General features: G+C 62.8%; 15 protein-coding genes. 6 read left to right on the top strand and 9 right to left on the bottom strand.

Annotated features, from left to right (window positions below; all coding sequences use genetic code 11):
* The first annotated feature begins 126 nt into the window (after positions 1–126).
* From EEB12_RS10615 to EEB12_RS10600, 4 genes are read left to right on the top strand one after another with little or no spacing between them, the layout of a single operon-like run.
* Positions 127–1,221, top strand: a complete 1,095-nt coding sequence (locus tag EEB12_RS10615) for a M20 family metallopeptidase (protein ID WP_020968524.1) — start codon at positions 127–129, stop codon at positions 1,219–1,221.
* A gap of 2 nt (positions 1,222–1,223) precedes the next feature.
* Positions 1,224–2,162 carry a GNAT family N-acetyltransferase gene (locus EEB12_RS10610; RefSeq protein WP_258537556.1) on the top strand — a complete coding sequence of 313 codons (939 nt, stop codon included), beginning with the start codon at positions 1,224–1,226 and terminating at the stop codon, positions 2,160–2,162.
* Positions 2,159–3,274 (top strand): o-succinylbenzoate synthase, encoded by a 1,116-nt coding sequence (menC, locus tag EEB12_RS10605; protein ID WP_020968526.1) that lies wholly within the window; start codon positions 2,159–2,161, stop codon positions 3,272–3,274. Before EEB12_RS10610 ends, menC begins: the two co-directional genes overlap by 4 nt.
* 47 nt (positions 3,275–3,321) lie before the next feature.
* Positions 3,322–4,941 (top strand): PucR family transcriptional regulator, encoded by a 1,620-nt coding sequence (locus EEB12_RS10600; RefSeq protein ID WP_020968527.1) that lies wholly within the window; start codon positions 3,322–3,324, stop codon positions 4,939–4,941.
* Between the two features lie 71 nt (positions 4,942–5,012).
* Here EEB12_RS10600 and EEB12_RS10595 read toward each other — a convergent pair whose 3' ends face one another.
* From EEB12_RS10595 to EEB12_RS10585, 3 genes are all read right to left on the bottom strand, one after another.
* Positions 5,013–5,909, bottom strand: a complete 897-nt coding sequence (locus EEB12_RS10595) for a serine hydrolase (protein WP_020906342.1) — start codon at positions 5,907–5,909, stop codon at positions 5,013–5,015.
* A gap of 173 nt (positions 5,910–6,082) precedes the next feature.
* On the bottom strand, positions 6,083–6,718 hold the full coding sequence (locus tag EEB12_RS10590; RefSeq protein WP_019747034.1) for a ScbR family autoregulator-binding transcription factor: 636 nt from the start codon (positions 6,716–6,718) through the stop codon (positions 6,083–6,085).
* A 238-nt stretch (positions 6,719–6,956) separates the two neighbouring features.
* Complete coding sequence (locus tag EEB12_RS10585) at positions 6,957–7,385, bottom strand: HIT family protein (protein ID WP_046377986.1); 429 nt, start codon at positions 7,383–7,385, stop codon at positions 6,957–6,959.
* 87 nt (positions 7,386–7,472) lie between these two features.
* Between EEB12_RS10585 and EEB12_RS10580 the strand changes: the two genes are divergently transcribed.
* The gene (locus EEB12_RS10580) at positions 7,473–8,714 is read left to right on the top strand and encodes a glycosyltransferase (protein WP_020906343.1); all 1,242 of its coding nucleotides are present in this window, start codon (positions 7,473–7,475) and stop codon (positions 8,712–8,714) included.
* Complete coding sequence (locus EEB12_RS10575; protein WP_141487742.1) at positions 8,711–10,861, top strand: ArnT family glycosyltransferase; 2,151 nt, start codon at positions 8,711–8,713, stop codon at positions 10,859–10,861. Before EEB12_RS10580 ends, EEB12_RS10575 begins: the two co-directional genes overlap by 4 nt.
* An 85-nt stretch (positions 10,862–10,946) precedes the next feature.
* On the opposite strand, the gene EEB12_RS10570 is transcribed toward EEB12_RS10575, so the two are convergent.
* The 6 genes from EEB12_RS10570 to EEB12_RS10545 all read right to left on the bottom strand — a co-directional run bounded on the left by EEB12_RS10570 (position 10,947) and on the right by EEB12_RS10545 (position 17,352).
* Positions 10,947–12,251 (bottom strand): HNH endonuclease signature motif containing protein, encoded by a 1,305-nt coding sequence (locus tag EEB12_RS10570; RefSeq protein WP_141487741.1) that lies wholly within the window; start codon positions 12,249–12,251, stop codon positions 10,947–10,949.
* A 70-nt stretch (positions 12,252–12,321) separates the two neighbouring features.
* Complete coding sequence (locus EEB12_RS10565) at positions 12,322–12,969, bottom strand: ABC transporter ATP-binding protein (protein WP_070796334.1); 648 nt, start codon at positions 12,967–12,969, stop codon at positions 12,322–12,324.
* A gap of 1 nt (position 12,970) precedes the next feature.
* Entirely contained in the window at positions 12,971–13,888 is a 918-nt protein-coding gene (locus EEB12_RS10560; RefSeq protein WP_141487740.1) for an ABC transporter ATP-binding protein, read from the bottom strand.
* Complete coding sequence (locus EEB12_RS10555) at positions 13,885–14,706, bottom strand: ABC transporter permease (RefSeq protein WP_020906350.1); 822 nt, start codon at positions 14,704–14,706, stop codon at positions 13,885–13,887. Before EEB12_RS10555 ends, EEB12_RS10560 begins: the two co-directional genes overlap by 4 nt.
* A complete protein-coding gene (locus EEB12_RS10550; protein WP_029254541.1) occupies positions 14,699–15,733 on the bottom strand; it encodes an ABC transporter permease in 1,035 nt (344 codons plus the stop codon). The genes EEB12_RS10555 and EEB12_RS10550 overlap by 8 nt, the downstream gene beginning before the upstream one ends.
* The gene (locus EEB12_RS10545) at positions 15,730–17,352 is read right to left on the bottom strand and encodes an ABC transporter substrate-binding protein (protein ID WP_141487739.1); all 1,623 of its coding nucleotides are present in this window, start codon (positions 17,350–17,352) and stop codon (positions 15,730–15,732) included. The genes EEB12_RS10550 and EEB12_RS10545 overlap by 4 nt, the downstream gene beginning before the upstream one ends.
* Between the last annotated feature and the right edge of the window lie 7 nt (positions 17,353–17,359).

Genomic DNA, 17,359 nt, shown 5'->3' with positions numbered 1-17,359 from the left:
ACCCAGCTGTTCGTGACGCACGACGAATCCGAGCCCGAAGGACAGGAGTCTTGGACAAGATCCGACAGGGTCGCTTCGGCCAAGCTTGACTGCGAAGTTGCAAGTCGGTGACAGGAGAGCGTCGGAGTGGACAAGAAATCAATGGTGGCGGACCTGGCGGCGCTGGTAACCGCCGAGTCGCCCAGTTCCGACCTCGGCGCAGTCGATGCATGTGCGGACGTGGTGGCCGACATCGGCGAACGCCATCTCGGAAGCGCCCCCGAACGTATCCGTATCGACGGACGCCAGCACTTGCGTTGGTCGTTCGGCGCGGAGCCGAAGGTGATGCTCCTGGGCCATTTCGACACCGTCTGGCCGCTCGGAACGCTCGCGGAGTTGCCCTGGTCGGTCACCGACAACATCGCCACCGGACCCGGAGTCTTCGACATGAAGGCCGGCATCGTCCAGCTCTTCCATGCGCTCGCATCGCTTCCGTCGCTCGACGGGGTGGTCGTGCTCCTCAATTCCGACGAGGAAATCGGCTCCCCGACTTCGCGCGCACTGATCGAGGAGCAAGCCCGTCAGGTCGACGCTGTGCTGGTACTCGAGGCCGCCGCCGACGGCGCGGTGAAGACCGCGCGCAAGGGTATGTCGCTGTACTGCGTCGACATCGAGGGACGCGCTGCACACGCCGGACTGGAACCGGAGCGAGGTGTGAACGCCGTAGTTGAGCTCGCACATCAGATTCAGGCCGTGGTGGAGCTCGCGGACCCGGCGGCGGGAACGTCGGTGGTTCCGTCCGTGATCAGTGGCGGCACGACCACCAATACCGTTGCAGCGCAAGCGCAACTGTGGTGTGACGTTCGCATGTGGTCCGCGAAGGAGCAGGAACGCATCGACCGTTCGATCCGTGCACTGACACCGGCGTTGGCCGAAAGTCGAATTTCGGTGTCCGGAGGCCCCAACCGTGGACCACTGGAATCAGTGTCTTCGGAGAAGCTGTACTTTCTCGCTCACCAGGTCAGCAGTGAGAGCGGCTTGGGGATGCTTCGCGACTGCGCCGTCGGCGGTGCGTCGGACGGAAATTTCACTGCGGCAGTCGGAACTCCCACATTGGACGGCCTCGGTGCCGTCGGCGGTGGTGCCCACGCAGCGACAGAACACGTAGAGATAGATCAGATGATCCCGCGCGCCACCTTGTTGGCCGGTCTGGTGACGCGAATCCTGGAGGGAGGACTGTGACGATGACGTCGCCGAACAATGTCCAACGCAAGACCGTTCAACCATTCGGAGGTGTATCGCCTTCACGGATGCGGCAAGCAATCAGCCAGGCCGAGCAAGCCGCCCTGCTTGCATGTGTGACTATCGAAACCGTCACCGGGCATGCCGAGTTGGAACAGGTATTCGGTCTGTTCGAGAAGGTATGGCAGCCGGAGAGCGGCAACCCTCCCGTCCATCGGGACATGATGAAAGCGCTCGCGCACTCCGGTAACTACGTCGCCGGCGCTTTTCGTGGCGGAGATCTGATCGGCGGCTCGGTTGCATTCTTCGAGGAACCGCAACATCGTTCGTTGCATTCACACATCACGGGGATCCTGCCGAACGTGCAGAACGGGCACATCGGCCTCGCGTTGAAACTGTTCCAGCGAGCGTGGGCACTGGAACGAGGAATTCTCCACGTGCGGTGGACTTTCGACCCGCTCGTCGCTCGCAATGCCTACTTCAACGTCTCGAAACTCGGTGCGTTCCCGATCCAGTATCTGCCGCGTTTCTACGCGCCGATGAACGACAGTCTCAACGGCGGCGCAGACAGCGACCGATTGCTGATCGACTGGGAAATCGGTAGCAGCAAGGTTTCCGACGTCGTCGCCGGTTCGGGAGAGGTCCCGACTCCCGAGTCGTTGGGAGCGAGCGAACTGTTGTCGATCTCCGAAGCCGGTCTGCCCGTGTTGAAGTCGACCAAGAATCGTTTCGTCACGGTGGCTACACCGAATGACGTGTACACACTGCGTAAGTCGGACCCGGCGGCAGCGAACGACTGGCGCCTGGCAGTCCGCGAGACTCTGGGGGGTGTGCTCGCCGAGAACGGAGTGGTTCTCGCAGTCACCAGGACCGGAAAATATGTACTGGACCGTGCGCCGGGAACACCGGCAGGCAGGACAACAGCGGAGGTTACATCGTGAAGATCGACGGAGTTGAATTACGCCGGGCAGCAATGCCGTTGAAGGCGCCGTTCCGAACCTCGTTCGGCACGGAGACCACCAAGGACGTGTTGTTCGTCAAGGTCGTCACCTCGGAGTCGGCGGGCTGGGGCGAGTGCGTTGCGATGTCCGAGCCTCGCTACTGCTCCGAATACACGGACGGCGCCGCCGAAGTCCTTCGTAAGTTCCTGATTCCGTCTCTGGGTGAACTCACCGATCCCGACGTGCACGCACTGAGCGCGACGATGGAACAGTTCGCCGGACACCCCATGGCCAAAGCGGCACTGGAAACCGCATTTCTCGACGCCGAGTTACGGGCCGCCGGGACGAGCATGTCTTCGTACCTGGGTGCAGTAGTCGATCGCGTACCTGCGGGTGTTTCGGTGGGTATCAAGAATTCGATCGACGAACTGCTCGAAGAGGTAGGCGGGTTCCTCGAGGCCGGATACCTGCGCATCAAACTGAAGATCGAACCGGGCTGGGACATCGAGCCGGTTCGCGCAGTCCGCGAGAGGTTCGGCGACGACGTACTCCTCCAGGTCGACGCGAACACGGCGTACACCCTGGCTGACGCGCGCCATCTCCAGCGGCTCGACGACTTCGACCTCCTGCTGATCGAGCAGCCCCTTCCCGAAGAGGAACTGCGTGGCCACGCCAGGCTGGCCGAGATGATGCGGACGCCGGTCTGCCTCGACGAGTCGATCACCTCCGCGAAGGTCACCGCCGACGCGCTGGCAATCGGTGCGTGCAGCGTGGTGAACATCAAACCGGGACGTGTGGGCGGTTATCTGGAATCGCGTCGTATCCACGACGTCTGCAAGGCCAACGGAATTGCCGTGTGGTGCGGCGGAATGCTCGAGACCGGAATCGGCAGGGCTGCCAACGTCGCCCTTGCCGCGCTCCCCGGATTTGTCCTACCAGGCGATACGTCGGCTTCCGACCGGTACTTCGCCGAAGACATCACCGAGCCGTTCGTACTCGACAACGGTTACGTGAAGGTTCCGGAAGGGCCGGGCATCGGCGTCGAACCGATCCCTGACCTGCTCGAAGCAATCACCACGTCGGTCGAATGGATCGGCATGGATCGGCTTTGACGAATCACTATGACACACTTCGTTCACAGGACGAAGGAGTGATAGACGTGGGCACCGTACGACCTCGCATCAGTTTGGTGCGGCTTCTCGAAGACGTGGGAACTACGGTGCTGAACCCGGTTGTCGGCGACCCGGAGGCGGTCCAGGAGATCGCCTCGGTGGTCATTCACGACCCCGACGACGACTCACCCTCGACACCGGACTCCATGGTGCTGCTCGTCGGCATCACCGGAGGCGAACGTATCGCGGAGTCCGTGGCCGGCCTGGCCGAGCGCGGAGTACGCGTGGTGGTCGCGCGAGTGACCACCGAGGTCAGCGATGCCGACCGTGAATCCATCATCTCCTCCGGCGTTGTCGTATTGACCTTGGCGCGTGGAGTTTCGTGGGTTCAGCTCACAAGCCTGCTTCATTCGGTGCTCTCGGCACGGAACGAAGTCGGGCACATCCACTCGCGCGGAGGTGGACCGGCCGGCGATCTGTTCGCTTTCGCCAACGCCGTCAGCGCACTTCTGGATGCGCCGATCACGATCGAGGACCGAAGCTCACGGGTCATCGCCTTCTCCGGACGTCAGGAAGAAGGTGACGGTCCACGTATCGCGACCGTTCTGGAGCGCCAAGTTCCTGACCAGTACATTCGAGTGCTCGAAGAAGCGGGAGTCTTCGACCGGCTCTATCGCAGCGATGATCCGGTGTGGGTTTCGGCCGAGACCCTCGGTACGAAAATGGGTCGTATCGCCGTGTCCATCAGAGCCGGCGACGAGTTCCTCGGCTCCATGTGGGTGGCAACCGGTGAGCCGATGTCCGAGGACCGGATGCGTGCACTGCGCGATTCGGCCGGGTTGATTGCACTGCAGATGTTGCGGTTGCGCGGCGGCGCCGACGCCGAGCGTCGACTGCGCGCAGACCTGATCGCAACCCTTCTCGACGGTGGATCCGGTGCGGTCGACGCGATGAATCGCCTCGGCCTCGGGACCGGTCCCGCACTCGTGATGGCATTGGGCCGCAGGTCTTTCGAAGGATCGTCGAAGCCGGACGACGCAGCCCATGTGGTGCGGCTGACCGACGCTCTGGCCATGCACCTGGGCGCGGTCCATTCGCAGTCGGCTGCTGCTCTGGTCAACGGAACCGGCTACGCGGTGCTGTCAGTGCGAGGGCATTCCCCGGCAGAAGCCGAGCTACAGGCGTTCCGTGTGGCCTCGGACTTCCTGGACCGAACCGGAGCGTCCGGCGACACGATCATCGGGATCGGCCGGGTCGTGACCAGACCGGCGCAGCTGAGCCGATCGAAGCGCGACGCCGAACATGCCCTCGAAGTGTTGTTGGCGGGACGAGCGTCGGGCAGCGTCGCCACCTTCAGTAGCGTCCACGTCGATGCCATCCTGTTGGAGATCGCGTCGGAAGCTGCAGCCGAAGGGTTCTCGGACCTCGGACCCATCGAGGCGATCGCCAGCCACGACGCAGCTCACGCGACCTCGTTCGTCGACACCCTCGATGCGTGGCTCAACGCCTTCGGTGACGTCGGTGACGCCGCGGCGTCATTGCACGTACACCCCAACACCTTTCGGTATCGTCTCAGCAAGTTGAAGGGTATGGCCGCGTTGGATCTGGACGATCCCAACGTCCGCTTCCGGTTGATGGTGCATCTTCGTCTGCGCGGTCCACGCTAGCTCGAAAGCCGAAAAATGCGGGTCGCACTGATTTCTCAGCGCGACCCGCATTCTTCGTCAGTGGGTTCAGATCAGCTGTTGTTGCGAAGTGCTTCGACAGCGATGCGGCCGACGGTTCCGATGGAGGCGTCGATCTTCGGGGCGCGGTGGGTGAGCTCGTGGGACTTGGTGAAGACACCGACGGCGTAACGCTTGCCGTCCGGGTACGCCACGACGCCGGCTTCGTTTCGTACCAATCCCAGCGTTCCGGTCTTGGCGGCGACAGTGACCTCGTCGGGGAACCCGGACGAAAGGCGGTGCGGCCAGACCTGCTTGCTCATGATGGTTCGGACTTCTTCACAGGCTGATGCGGGGCCGGCTTCGTCCCTCCAGATTGCAGCCAGCAACATTGTGATCTCACGAGGAGTGCTGGAGTTGGAGCGGGCCGGATCCATGACGGAAATTGTCCGAAGAATTTCGATGGGCGGCATTTCCAGCAAGGTGCCCTTGTCGACACCGAGGTCGTCGTAGACCGATTTGAACAGACCACGGCAGTCACGGACCAAGTTGGTCTTCTCCAAACCGAGCCCGCGCAGCGTTGCGACGATGTTGTCGAGTCCGAGGCGTTCGTACAGGAAATCCGTGGCGGCGTTGTCGCTGAAGCTCATCATGAGCAGAGCGAGGTCTCGCCAGCTTGCGGTGACGTCGTCGGCGCAGCCGCCGATACCGATGCCGCCGGAGCGGAACTCGGCGGTCACCGTGGCGTGCTCGGTCGGATCGAGGGTTCCGGCCGCAACTTCACGGGCGTACTGCAGTACGACAGGAATCTTGAAAACGGAGGCGAGGATGACACCTTCGTCAGCGCCGTAGCCGAACTCTTCGCCGGAATCGATGTCGCGTGCGTGGACGAACGCATCGGTCTTCGCTTCGGCGAGTACAGCAGCGATCTCCTGCTGTGCGCTCTCAACGTACGTGGCGGTTTCGGTCATTCGAGAAGCCCTTTCGTCGGTATCCGTATATCTGGGTTATTCGTGGATCTGACGATAGTGAGTCGACGCCGGGGGGTCTTGTACGAATCGACGAAGGTTGGCGCACGGTTCGGTGCTGATACGCCGAATCAACCGATTGTCAGGGTGTTCCGGGGGCAGGGGTGTTCCGGGGGTCAGGACGCATAAGTTTCGAGGCGACGTCCGACCAGTTCGGCGACGTCGGTCCGACGCTTGTCCGAGACCACGCCTGCCAACAGGATGGTGAACAATTCGTCGATACGGTCGTTCAAATCGCTTCGTCTGGTGAGCACGTTCGAAACCAGTTGAACGCCGGTGAATGCCGAGATCGCCACGCGACCCACCGATTCCGGCTCCACGTCGTCGCGGATATCGCCTTCGAGCTTCGCGGCCTCGGCCAGTTTTCGAAGCTCGCGGATCCACACGACGTACGGGCCTTGCGAACCGTCGGCAGAGGCCAATTCGAGGGTAAGTCGGACTCCCGCACGAACAATCGGGTCCGCGACGAGTTGGCGGCCCATCTCGTGGCACACCATGACGAGCTGCTCCAGTGCCGGTGCGCCCGTGGCTGCAACTGCGGTGAAGGCAGTGATCGACATCTGGTGCTGTTCTTCGATGACCGCCTGAGCCAATTCGTCTTTGGACGAGAAGTGGAAATAGACCGCGCCCTTGGTCATCTGCGCCGCGGACACGATGTCATTCATGCTCGTGCTGCCGTACCCCGTGACTTCGAACCGATCAGCAGCGCCTTGAAGAATCTGTCGGCGACTGATCTTGGCACGTTCCTGCATTGCTCCCTTGTCCTCCGACTGTTAACACGTGAACCAGTTTTAGGGCCCTAGGTCCCGGACCAGCGCCCCACGGTAGCAGCGAATCTCGTGCTCGCGCGACAGCGCGAAACGGACTGTTCGGTGTGCAATCGCAGGTCACGGTCGGTAGGAGTGACAAATGCGACCGCCGCAACCTCCGTTGGAGGCTGCGGCGGGGAGTCCAGTTATCGGCCAGCGAAATTCGGTCGAAGGTACGCGATCAACGAGTCGAGACAGTTGACTCGAAGCCGAGGTCGCGTAGCGCCGACTTGAGTTTGGTCTGCGCCTCGTCGAGAGATTCGGGTGACGGCGAAGTATCGGCGCCACTGATGTCGAAGTTCCCCATGTCGTATGCGGGGAAGACGTGAACGTGAAGATGCGGAACTTCCAGACCTGCGACGAGGAGGCCCGCCCGAGGCGCGTCGAACGCCTTCCTCACAGCCTGACCCAGGGTGCGGGCAACCGCGGTGACCTTGGCAAAGAGTTCAGGATCCACGTCCTGCCACTGATCGACCTCGGCTCGCGGTACCACGAGTACGTGGCCCTGCGTTACCGGCGCGATGGTCAGGAACGCGACAACGTCGTCGTCCTCCCACACGAAACGTCCTGGTAGATCTCCGTTGATGATGGCGCTGAAGACTGAAGGCATACCCCGAGATTAGCCCGCGTCCGGTTGCCAGGAAACTCCCAGGCTGGACGCAGGTTCGTCGGAGCCGGCCCGACAAATCTAGGACGCATGACGACAGAAGCCATGCAGACCGCGGGCAGCACGGACGCAGGGGAGCTTTCCGCGACGACTGTAGTGCTGGACGTGGTCGTCCCGGTATACAACGAAGAGGCCGGCCTCGAGACGTGCGTGCGGCGCCTGCGCCGGCATTTACGCACACAGGTGCCATTCTCTGCACGAATTACCATCGCGGACAACGCCAGTGTCGACGGCACGTTGGCACTCGCGCGTTCCCTCGCCGAAGAATTCGACGACGTCCGGGTCGTCCACCTGGATGCGAAGGGCCGTGGTCGAGCACTGCGGCAGGTGTGGAGCGACTCCGATGCCGACGTGGTCGCGTACATGGACGTCGACCTCTCCACCGATCTCAATGCCCTGATGCCGTTGATTGCTCCGCTGCTCTCCGGCCACTCGGACATCGCCATCGGTTCCCGGTTGGCACGTTCGTCGCGCGTGGTACGCGGCCCCAAACGCGAGTTCATCTCACGTAGCTACAACCTCATCCTCCGAAGCGCACTGCATGCTCGCTTCTCCGACGCTCAGTGCGGATTCAAAGCCATGCGAGTCGATGTTGCGCGGCAACTACTTCCGCTGGTGGAGGACACCGGGTGGTTCTTCGACACCGAATTGCTTGTGCTGGCCGAGCGAGCGGGCATGCGGATTCACGAGGTCCCCGTCGACTGGGTGGACGATCCGGACAGTCGGGTGGACATCATTGCCACCGCAGTTGCCGACCTCAAAGGTGTGGTCCGCGTCGGGCGAGCACTGTCGACCGGTTCCCTTCCCTTGGCTGAGCTCAGGGCGAGTTTCGGACGTGAACCACTGGTTCCCGGAGTTCCTCGAGGAATGGTCGGGCAGCTCTCGCGCTTTGCCGTGGTGGGAGTCATTTCGACACTCGCGTACGCACTGCTCTACCTCGCACTGCACTCTGTGATGGGGGCGCAGTGGGCCAACGCCGTCGCATTGCTGGTGACCGCGGTATTCAACACCGCCGCCAATCGAGCCTTCACCTTCGGGATCCGCGGGTCGGAAGGATCCGCCCGTCACCAGATGCAGGGCCTGCTCGTGTTCGGGTTCGGTCTACTGCTCACCAGCGGATCGTTGTTCGTTCTCGACGTCATGGCGCCCGACGCGTCCAAGCACGTGGAGCTTGCCGTACTCGTCATTGCCAATCTTGTTGCCACAGTGAGCCGATTCGTCGCGCTGCGCTGGGTTTTTCGCACTGCACAATCCGTAGGAGCCAATCGATGACCGCCACTGCAGAGACACTCGCCGCGCCGCTGCCGGCGCCGGAACCGCAGCGTCAGGTGCGCCGGGAACCGTGGGCGCTCGGAGTGTTGTTGGTGGGCACCGGAGTCGCCTACATCTGGGGCCTGGGCGCGTCCGGATGGGCCAACTCGTTCTATGCTGCTGCGGTCCAGGCAGGTTCGGTGTCGTGGAAGGCCTTCTTCTTCGGTTCCTCGGATGCTGCCAACTCGATCACCGTCGACAAGCCACCGATGTCCCTGTGGTTGATGTCGCTGTCGGTTCGCATCTTCGGACTCAATTCCTGGGCGATGTTGGTGCCGCAGGCACTCCTCGGGGTCGGATCGGTTGCGCTGTTGTGGGGAACGGTTCGACGGTATTTCGGTGCGGCCGCCGGCCTCATCGCCGGCTTGGTACTTGCGCTCACACCCGTAGCGGCGCTGATGTTCCGGTTCAACAACCCGGATGCCCTGCTGGTGCTCCTGATGATCGCAGCAGTGTGGGCGATGATGCGCGCCGTGCAGGACGGTCGCACCCGCTGGCTGGTGTTGGTCGGTATCTTCTGCGGATTCGGTTTCCTGACAAAGCAATTACAGGTCATGTTGGTAGTTCCACCGCTGGCGCTCACCTATCTGATCGCCGGACCGCCGAAACTGGGTAAGCGCGTACTCCAACTGTTCGCGGCACTGGGCGGACTGATCGTCTCCGCCGGATGGTGGTTGGCAATCGTCGAACTGTGGCCGGCCGACTCACGTCCGTGGATCGGTGGTTCGCAGAACAATTCGATTCTCGAACTGACGCTCGGCTACAACGGGCTCGGACGCTTGAGCGGCAACGAGACCGGAAGCGTCGGCGGCGGCGGAATGCGCGGTGCTGGTGATGCTGCGGCCGGTGCTGCTGCGGGAGGCTTCCCCGGAATGGGCGAGGCCGCAGGCGGTATGGCAGCGGGAGGCATGGCACCAGGTGGTGGCGCCGGTGGCGGCATGTGGGGGAGTACCGGCATTACCCGACTGTTCGAATCTGCCCAGGGCGGACAGATTGCCTGGTTGATTCCTGCTGCACTGATACTTCTGGTGGCTGGAATCGTGCTGCGAGGCAGGGCTCCCCGCGCTGACACACAGCGCGCGTCATTCATCGTCTGGGGACTGTGGCTGTTGGTGACCGGACTGACCTTCAGTTTCATGGCGGGAATCTTCCACGCTTACTACACCGTTGCGCTGGCGCCGGCGATCGCCGCACTGATCGGTTCAGGATCCGTATTCGCTTGGCGTCATCGTGACGTCCTCTGGGTTCGCCTCGTTCTGGCGGTGTCGTTGGCGGCAACCGTCGCGATGGCGTGGGTACTGCTCGGACGCTCGCCTTCGTTCGTACCGTGGCTTCGCTGGGCGATTCTGGTCGTCGGCATCGTCACTGCCGTGGCAGTGCTGATTCCGGCAGCGACGCGAGGTCGATTGGCTAGGGCAGTGATCCTCGCGGCGATCTTCACCGGCCTGGCGGGTCCGACTGCGTACGCGATCGACACGATCAACACTCCGCATACCGGTTCCATAGTTTCGGCCGGACCGAGCGTCGAAGGTGGAATGGGCGGGCCGGGCGGTGGCCGCGGAGGATTCGGAGGATTTGGCGGCATGGCTGACGGCGGTAACCGTCGGACTGACGGGGCAGGGACCGGAACGCCGGGAACGCCCCCTGCCGGAATGGGTCAGATGCCCGGTGGTGCAACAGCTCCGAGTACCACCACATCGACCACCGACGGAACGCGGGGTGCAATGGGCGGCGGCGCAGCCGGTGGTTTGCTTCAGGGCAGCACACCGGGAGCCGCGGTCGTGTCCACACTCGAAGAGAACTCCGACCAGTTCACGTGGGTAGCCGCGGCAATCGGGTCCAACAGCGCATCGGGTTATCAGCTTGCGACGCAGTCACCGGTCATGGCTATCGGAGGGTTCAACGGGAGTGATCCGTCCCCGACACTCGCGCAGTTCCAGCAGTACGTGTCAGAGGGCAAGATTCACTTCTTCATCGCCGGCGGTGGGATGGGTGGCGGTATGAACGCCGAAGGCACCGCTACCGCCATCTCGACGTGGGTGACCGAAAACTTCACCGCCACAACGGTGGACGGAGTAACCCTCTACGACTTGACGGTTGGGGGCTGACCAACATGAACGCACGCCAGGTCCGCATCGGAGGTGCTCCCCCCGATGCGGACCTGGCGTGAAGTTGTATGTCTGAGGTTCGTCCTCAGGTTTTGAAGGTGGTGTTCGCCGGCCGCGGGTGCTGCTGCGGGTCGATCGAGGGTGGTGGGATGAACCAGGGTTTGTTGTCGACGCCGATGCGGATTACCCATTTTCCGACGAAACCCGATTTCCGGTGCATCAGCCGGTGATGTGAACGGCACAGTAGGACAAGGTTGTTCATCACGGTCGGGCCGCCGTTGGCCCAGTGCCGGATGTGGTGTGCGTCGGTCCAGGCCGGTACACATGTGCAGCCGGGGAACGCGCAGCCTCTGTCGCGGGCGATCAACGCCACTCGCTGCTCCGCGGTGACCAACCGTTTCCCGGGTCTCGCATCCAAGGGCGCGCCGTGATCATCGAGCAGAACAGTCGACAGGAAACAATCACAACCGAGGAGTCTGGTCTGCGAGACGGACAGTGGTCCGAGCCACGGCATATGCCCGACATCAAGATCCGACACAGCCGCTCCACCATCAGGAGCAGCGGGTGTTGCGGCGCAGTCCCGATGCTCCGCGAGATCGCGGGCGTTGATGTGCACGTTCACGTGCGGCCGCTGGCCACCATCGTTACCGGTCTTCGCGCAGTCCAGGTAACGCCGGATCAGTTCGGTGAACCCGTCCGCGGTCCGCTTCGCTGCCGACCGGGCATCGGGGGTTCCATCGGGTGCCGGGGTGGGCATCGTCAGATTCGACAACGCCGACAACAGCATTTCGCCGGTGAGGGCGTCGAAATCTCCGCGCACCACCACTCGACCGTTCAGTGTCGATGCGATCCGCAACTCGTTGCGGTCGATGTCTTCGGCGGGTGGAATCTCATCGGATTCGAAGATTCGCTCCAAGGTCGCGATAACACTCCGGACTTTCGTGGTCGTCGACTCCACGCCCGACGCAGCAGCCAACAACAAATCGATGCACTTCGGTAGCGCTTCCTCCGGCATCCCCTTCGGTGGTGATTCGCAGAACGCCACGATCAGCACGGCGTGCTCGAAGGAGCAGTCCCCGACGTCGAACCGGGCCGTCACCGCGGGAAACGGTCGTAGCGCTGCACCGAGGGCGGCGATCTTCTTTCCGTCCCGAACCTGCAGCATCGTGTTCGCCGCCAACCAGGCACCGACACCGCGGCTGGCGATCAGCTGATCATCGGGCCGCATCGAGAGTTCGTCGACCACCGCCACCCGAACGGCCTCGAGACGAAGAATCTCCGCACTCGCCTCGATAGCGGCAGCACGCAACTCAGAAGCAGACAGCTGCCACAGGCGTCCGCGCAACCCCACCGCAGAACCCGAAACCACGTCCGACAGATAGACACTCATTGAATCCCCCGATCCCCTCCCCAAATCATACTCGAACATCCGTTCGAGTCAAGGGTGGATTTCGCAGGGGCTAAGCGCTAATACTGTCGAGGTCGTGGACCGCGTCGCAGCAGGCGCCGAGCAATTCGCGATCATGGCTGATCAGTAATACGCCGACGCCGGTTTCGGTGGCGCGACTCTCGATCAACCGAATGAGCGCGGCCGTCGTGGCGGCGTCGAGCATCGCCGTCGCCTCGTCACAGATGAGGTATTTCGGTTGTTGCGCCAGCGATCTCGCTAGACAGGCGCGCTGCAGTTGGCCGTCGCTCACCTGGTGGGGTCTACGGGACAAGAGATCGGGAGTGAGGCCCACTTCTGCTGCCAGTGCGACCACATCGATTGTCCTACCGGCAATATCGCCGGGTTGACCGATGATCGAGGCGAGCGTCTGCCGAGGGTCGGTTGATGCGCGAGGTGACTGAAACAGCATGGACACCGTCCCGCGCAGTGCCGCGGATACCGAGAATTTGGTACCCACGACGGGTGATCCGTCGATTCGCACCTCGCCTGACCATGGTGCATCCAACGAGGCGAGAATCCTTGCAAGTGTTGATTTTCCGGTGCCCGAAGGCCCGGTCAGGCCGATCAGCCTTCCCGGCGGAATTTCGAGCGAGACGTTCTCGAGAACTGGCCGGTTGCGGTGGTAACCGCTGGTAATTCCCAGAGCTTGCAAACTCATGTCAGCCCACCTTCCGCAGCGTTCGGTACGTGCGGTCACCCAGTGTGACCAGTTCGGTCGGGCCACCGGATTGTTTCGACTCCGGGCGTCGTAAGTGGTAGACGCAGTCATCGGGGAGATCGGTGAGTTGCGGTGGTGATCCGGGCATAGGAGTCAAGCCTCGGGATGGCAAGGCGCCGAGCAGGTCTCGGGTGTAGTCGTGAAGCGGATCTTGGAACACCAGAGCCGCCGGACCGGTTTCCATGATGCGTGATGCGTACATGACGGCAAGTCGATCCGCGACATCGCTGCGGGTGAGTGATGCAAGGTCATGGGTGATGAGCAGGACAGCCGCCCCGGAGTCAGCGCACTCTCGAAGTAATCCCATGACGTGGTCGGTGAGTTCGCGGTCGAGGTTGGCGGTGGGTTCGTCTGCGACGATCACCGATGGATTCCCGGCCAGCGCACCGGCAATGGCAACGCGTTGCGCCATGCCGCCCGACAGTTCGTGCGGGTAACAGTCCAGGGCCGACGGTTCGAGTCCGACGCGAAGTGCCAAGGCGTCGCAAGTGTGATCGCTGCCGAGTGCGTCGATCGTCTCCTGTAGCTGCGATCGCGCAGTCCGGACGGGGGTGAGATGTGTTGCGGCGGATTGTGGAACGAGAGCCACGTGACGCCCACGGAACGCGGTGCCGGAGAAGACGTCGAACTCGAGGTCCGCTGTACCGACGGTGACCGTTCCGGTTCGAGAAGCATTCGGCGGCAACATGTTCATGACCGAGGTGGCGATGATCGACTTGCCACACCCGGATTCGCCGACAAGCGCGGTCACCGTGCCGGCTGGAACGTCGAGGTCGATGTCGCTCGCAGCGTGGACTACGGATCCTCCGGGCAAAGGGATCCTGACGGTGAGGGATTTGATGCGTAGGCCGCGTTTCACAGTCGTAGCTCCGAAGGTCGAGGGGGCGTGAGCATCGACCGCAGGGCCGAACCGGCAACTGCAACAGCGACGGTGGCGATCACAAGGACTGCGGCGGGGAATGCAAGTGTCCACCAACCGCCGAGGAGTAGAGAACTGCGTGCCTCTTCGAGAAGCGTCCCGAGACTGGGTTTGTGCGGGGGAAGACCGAACCCCAGGAAGGATAGTGTCGATTCGTGCCAGACGGCATGGGGCAGCAGGAGAACGACTGCGATCAAGGCCTGTGGCGCCGTCGCCGGCACGAGGTGGCGCATGATCACGTGACGTCGACTTGCTCCCGCGAGAATGGCGGCGTCGATGTAGGGACGCTCGCGCAGACTCAAGATCTCTGAGCGGATGATCCGGGCCACTTGGGTCCAGTGGGTCAGTGCGATCGAAAGCACGATGGCGGCAATGCTTCCACGGAACATCGCGACGATGACGATGCCGAGCAACAGGTGGGGGAGCGCGTTGACGGCATCGGTGCCGCGCATGACGAACCTGTCCACCCAGCCGCCGACCAGTCCGGCCGTAGTGCCGACGGCGACGCCGATCACCGTGGCGAGCAGCGCGCAGGCGAGTGCGATCAGAAGTGAGGTTCTGATGCCTGCAGCTATGCGCACGAATAGATCTCGGCCCGCCGAGTCAGTTCCGAACGGGTGATCGAACGACGGAGCCAGGCGAGCCGCCGAGAAGTCTGTGACTCGGTCGTCGACGTCGGCCAACCATGGGACCAACGCCGCGTACAGCGCAACGAGGATCAGCACGCCGAGGGCGATCTTGAAGCGTCGTTCAGCCATCGGTACTCACTCTCGGGTCGAGGACTGCAACGAGGACGTCGGCAAGCAGTGAGCCGAGCATGACCGTCAATGTCGTACCGACGGTGAGGAACGCGAGCAGTGCCATGTCGAGGTCACGGGCTGACGAGACGATGGCGCCGGCGATCCCCGGCCAACTGAACACCTCTTCCACCAGCACTGCCCCGACTATCAGCTCGGGCAACCGCACGCCGACGATGTTGACGAAAGGTGCCAGTGATGTGGGCAGTATGTGGCGCTTCGTGATGGTCGGCGTCGGGATACCGCGTGCTACCGCGCCGGCGACAAATCCCTCACTTTTCGAACCCACGACGGACTCTCGGACGGCGAGTAGGAGCCACGGCATTTGCGAAATGGCGAGCACCGTAACCGGTAGGACCAAGTGCCGGATCACCTGTCCCGGTGTGGGATCGGCGCCCCCGTCGGTCAGTCCGGCGACCGGGAGCCAGCCGAGAGTCAACGCGAAGAGCGCGATGGCACCCAGCGACAAGACAAACGGCGGAAGTCCTTGGACTACGACGCTCAGCCCGGACACGGTCTTGTCCAGGAATCCTCCACTGCGGATTCCGGCGAGAACACCGAGTGTCAGCGAGGCGAGAATCGCGATGAGGAGTGAGATCCCGACCAGCAGCAAGGTCCATGGCAGACGTTCGAAGATGACTTGGGAAACAGGCTGATTGAACGATCTGGAGATCCCGAGATCGCCGGTGAACACACCCTGGAGCCAATTCCAGTACGTGCTGTACCAGGGGTTGTCGAAACCCATCTGGTCGGCGATCAACGCTTTGTCCGCGTCGCTTGTCGTCATGTATCGCGTGCCGAGGTAGCCGACCAGTGGATCGAACGGTGAGATCGCGGCGGCGGCAAAGAGTCCCGCGGACACCACGGCGATGACCGGCACGATGAACAACACCCGCCGACCGACCATCGTGAGGATGGCCTTTCGGCGGGAGTTGTCACGGTGGCCCCGTGTCGGCCCCGCGTCTGGCCGAACGTCGACCGCTGTCATTGCCCTCGGGCCCACGTCTGCAGTGACCACCACGGACCCCAGGTCACACCGTGTGAGTGTGGCTCGAGTACCGTTCCGGACATCTGCCAGTCGGAATCCTTCGACACGTACGTATGGTCGAGGAACACGAGGATGACAAATCCGGGATCTTCGACGTACGCCTGCTGTACGTCGCGATACGCGGCATCACGCGTTGCCTGATCCAGGCTGCGGCGTCCTACTTCCAAGCCTGCGTCGACTGCTGGATTGGAGTAGTCACTGGCGTTGTCGTAGATGCTGCCGACCCCGGGCGCGATGTACTTCGAGTTCAGCGCGTCGTACGCCTGTGTGTCGGGGTCGAAAGGTTCGTCGCCGCCACCGAGAAGCGTCGAATCCTGGTTGATTCGAGGGTCTATGCGGTCCCAGGAGAGTGCTTCGAGGTCCACCTCGATGCCGACAGCGAGAGCGTCGGAGGCAAATGCCTGAGCGAGATCGCGTCGAACGGTGTCGACGGAGTTGTACATGATCGTGAACTGCGCCCGCTGACCGTCTTTCGAACGGATTCCGTCGGCACCTTCGATCCAGCCCGCTTCGGTGAGTATTCGCTCGGCCTGGGTCGGGTCGTAGGCGAAGGTTGCGTTCGGGTTGTACGAATCGCCGTAGACCTCGGGGATCGGAGTGGCGGCGACGCGGCCGTGTCCGCCCAGGACGTTGTCGATCATCGACTGGCGATTAGCGGCGAGGTTGAGCGCCATCCGCACGGCTTTGTCGCCTGCCACGGGATTGTTCGTCGGGAGTGAGAGTCCGCGCCAGTCTGCTGACTGATGGGCCGTCACGGACATGTTGTCCTTGCCCGAGAACGTATTGGCAAGCAGTGGAGGGAGATTGGTTCCGTCGATCTCGCCGGACACCATACGTTGGGCGCGGGTGTTGTCGTCAGGAACGTAGAGGAGAGTGAGCTTCTTGATCTCCGGCGCACCGTCCCAGTAGTTCTCGTTCGCCTCGAAGACCGCTCGATCCGGTGAGAGGTCGACGAGTGTGTACGGACCCGTACCGACCGGTGCGGTGTTCAACGGCGATTCGGCGGCAAGCCCGGGTGTCGCGAGGGACTCCGATGGAACCATGCCGATCAGCATCTTCGTCAGCAGTGGGGCATACGAGTAGGCGAGGCGGAACTCGACTGTGCTGTCGTCGACGGCCACGACGTCGCTGATCATGTCGTACGACGACCGCGCTTCGGAGGCGGAAGCGGGATCGAGGATCGCCTTGTACGTGGCAACCACGTCGGCGGCGTCGAAGGTCGATCCGTCGGAGAAGGAGACCCCGTCGCGGAGTTTGACCGTCCAGACTGTCGCGTCGGCGTTGGCCGTGGGCATCTCCGCGGCCAGAGACGGCTCGAATCCCGGCATACCGGTGCCTCCAGTGAGCCGGACGAGACCGTCGTACATCTTGGCCTCACCGGCAGCGCCGAACCCTGCGACCGGGTTGTAGCCGCCCAGTTCGTAGCCGTCGGCCAAGACCAGGCCGTCGTTGTTGCCCGAGGAGCCGGTGCCAGTCGGGCTACTGCACGACGTGATCAGAAGTGCGCCGATTGCGGCGGTTGCGGTGAGCGTCAGAACGCCTGGTTTGTGGAGTTTCACGGGTGTC

Origin of the sequence: Rhodococcus sp. WS1 (assembly GCF_003797745.1) — a bacterium.
Taxonomy (GTDB): domain Bacteria; phylum Actinomycetota; class Actinomycetes; order Mycobacteriales; family Mycobacteriaceae; genus Rhodococcus_F; species Rhodococcus_F erythropolis.
Note: the sequence above shows the minus strand (reverse complement) of the source record. Positions and strands in the feature narration are given on the sequence as shown.

Bases quoted from the DNA above. Each gene is read 5' to 3' on its own strand.
- EEB12_RS10610 (WP_258537556.1), top strand. From the start codon at position 1,224: ATGACGTCGCCGAACAATGTCCAACGCAAGACCGTTCAACCATTCGGA.
- EEB12_RS10595 (WP_020906342.1), bottom strand. From the start codon at position 5,909: ATGACCGAAACCGCCACGTACGTTGAGAGCGCACAGCAGGAGATCGCT.
- EEB12_RS10590 (WP_019747034.1), bottom strand. From the start codon at position 6,718: ATGCAGGAACGTGCCAAGATCAGTCGCCGACAGATTCTTCAAGGCGCT.
- EEB12_RS10585 (WP_046377986.1), bottom strand. From the start codon at position 7,385: ATGCCTTCAGTCTTCAGCGCCATCATCAACGGAGATCTACCAGGACGT.
- EEB12_RS10580 (WP_020906343.1), top strand. From the start codon at position 7,473: ATGACGACAGAAGCCATGCAGACCGCGGGCAGCACGGACGCAGGGGAG.
- EEB12_RS10575 (WP_141487742.1), top strand. From the start codon at position 8,711: ATGACCGCCACTGCAGAGACACTCGCCGCGCCGCTGCCGGCGCCGGAA.
- EEB12_RS10570 (WP_141487741.1), bottom strand. From the start codon at position 12,251: ATGAGTGTCTATCTGTCGGACGTGGTTTCGGGTTCTGCGGTGGGGTTG.
- EEB12_RS10565 (WP_070796334.1), bottom strand. From the start codon at position 12,969: ATGAGTTTGCAAGCTCTGGGAATTACCAGCGGTTACCACCGCAACCGG.
- EEB12_RS10555 (WP_020906350.1), bottom strand. From the start codon at position 14,706: ATGGCTGAACGACGCTTCAAGATCGCCCTCGGCGTGCTGATCCTCGTT.
- EEB12_RS10550 (WP_029254541.1), bottom strand. From the start codon at position 15,733: ATGACAGCGGTCGACGTTCGGCCAGACGCGGGGCCGACACGGGGCCAC.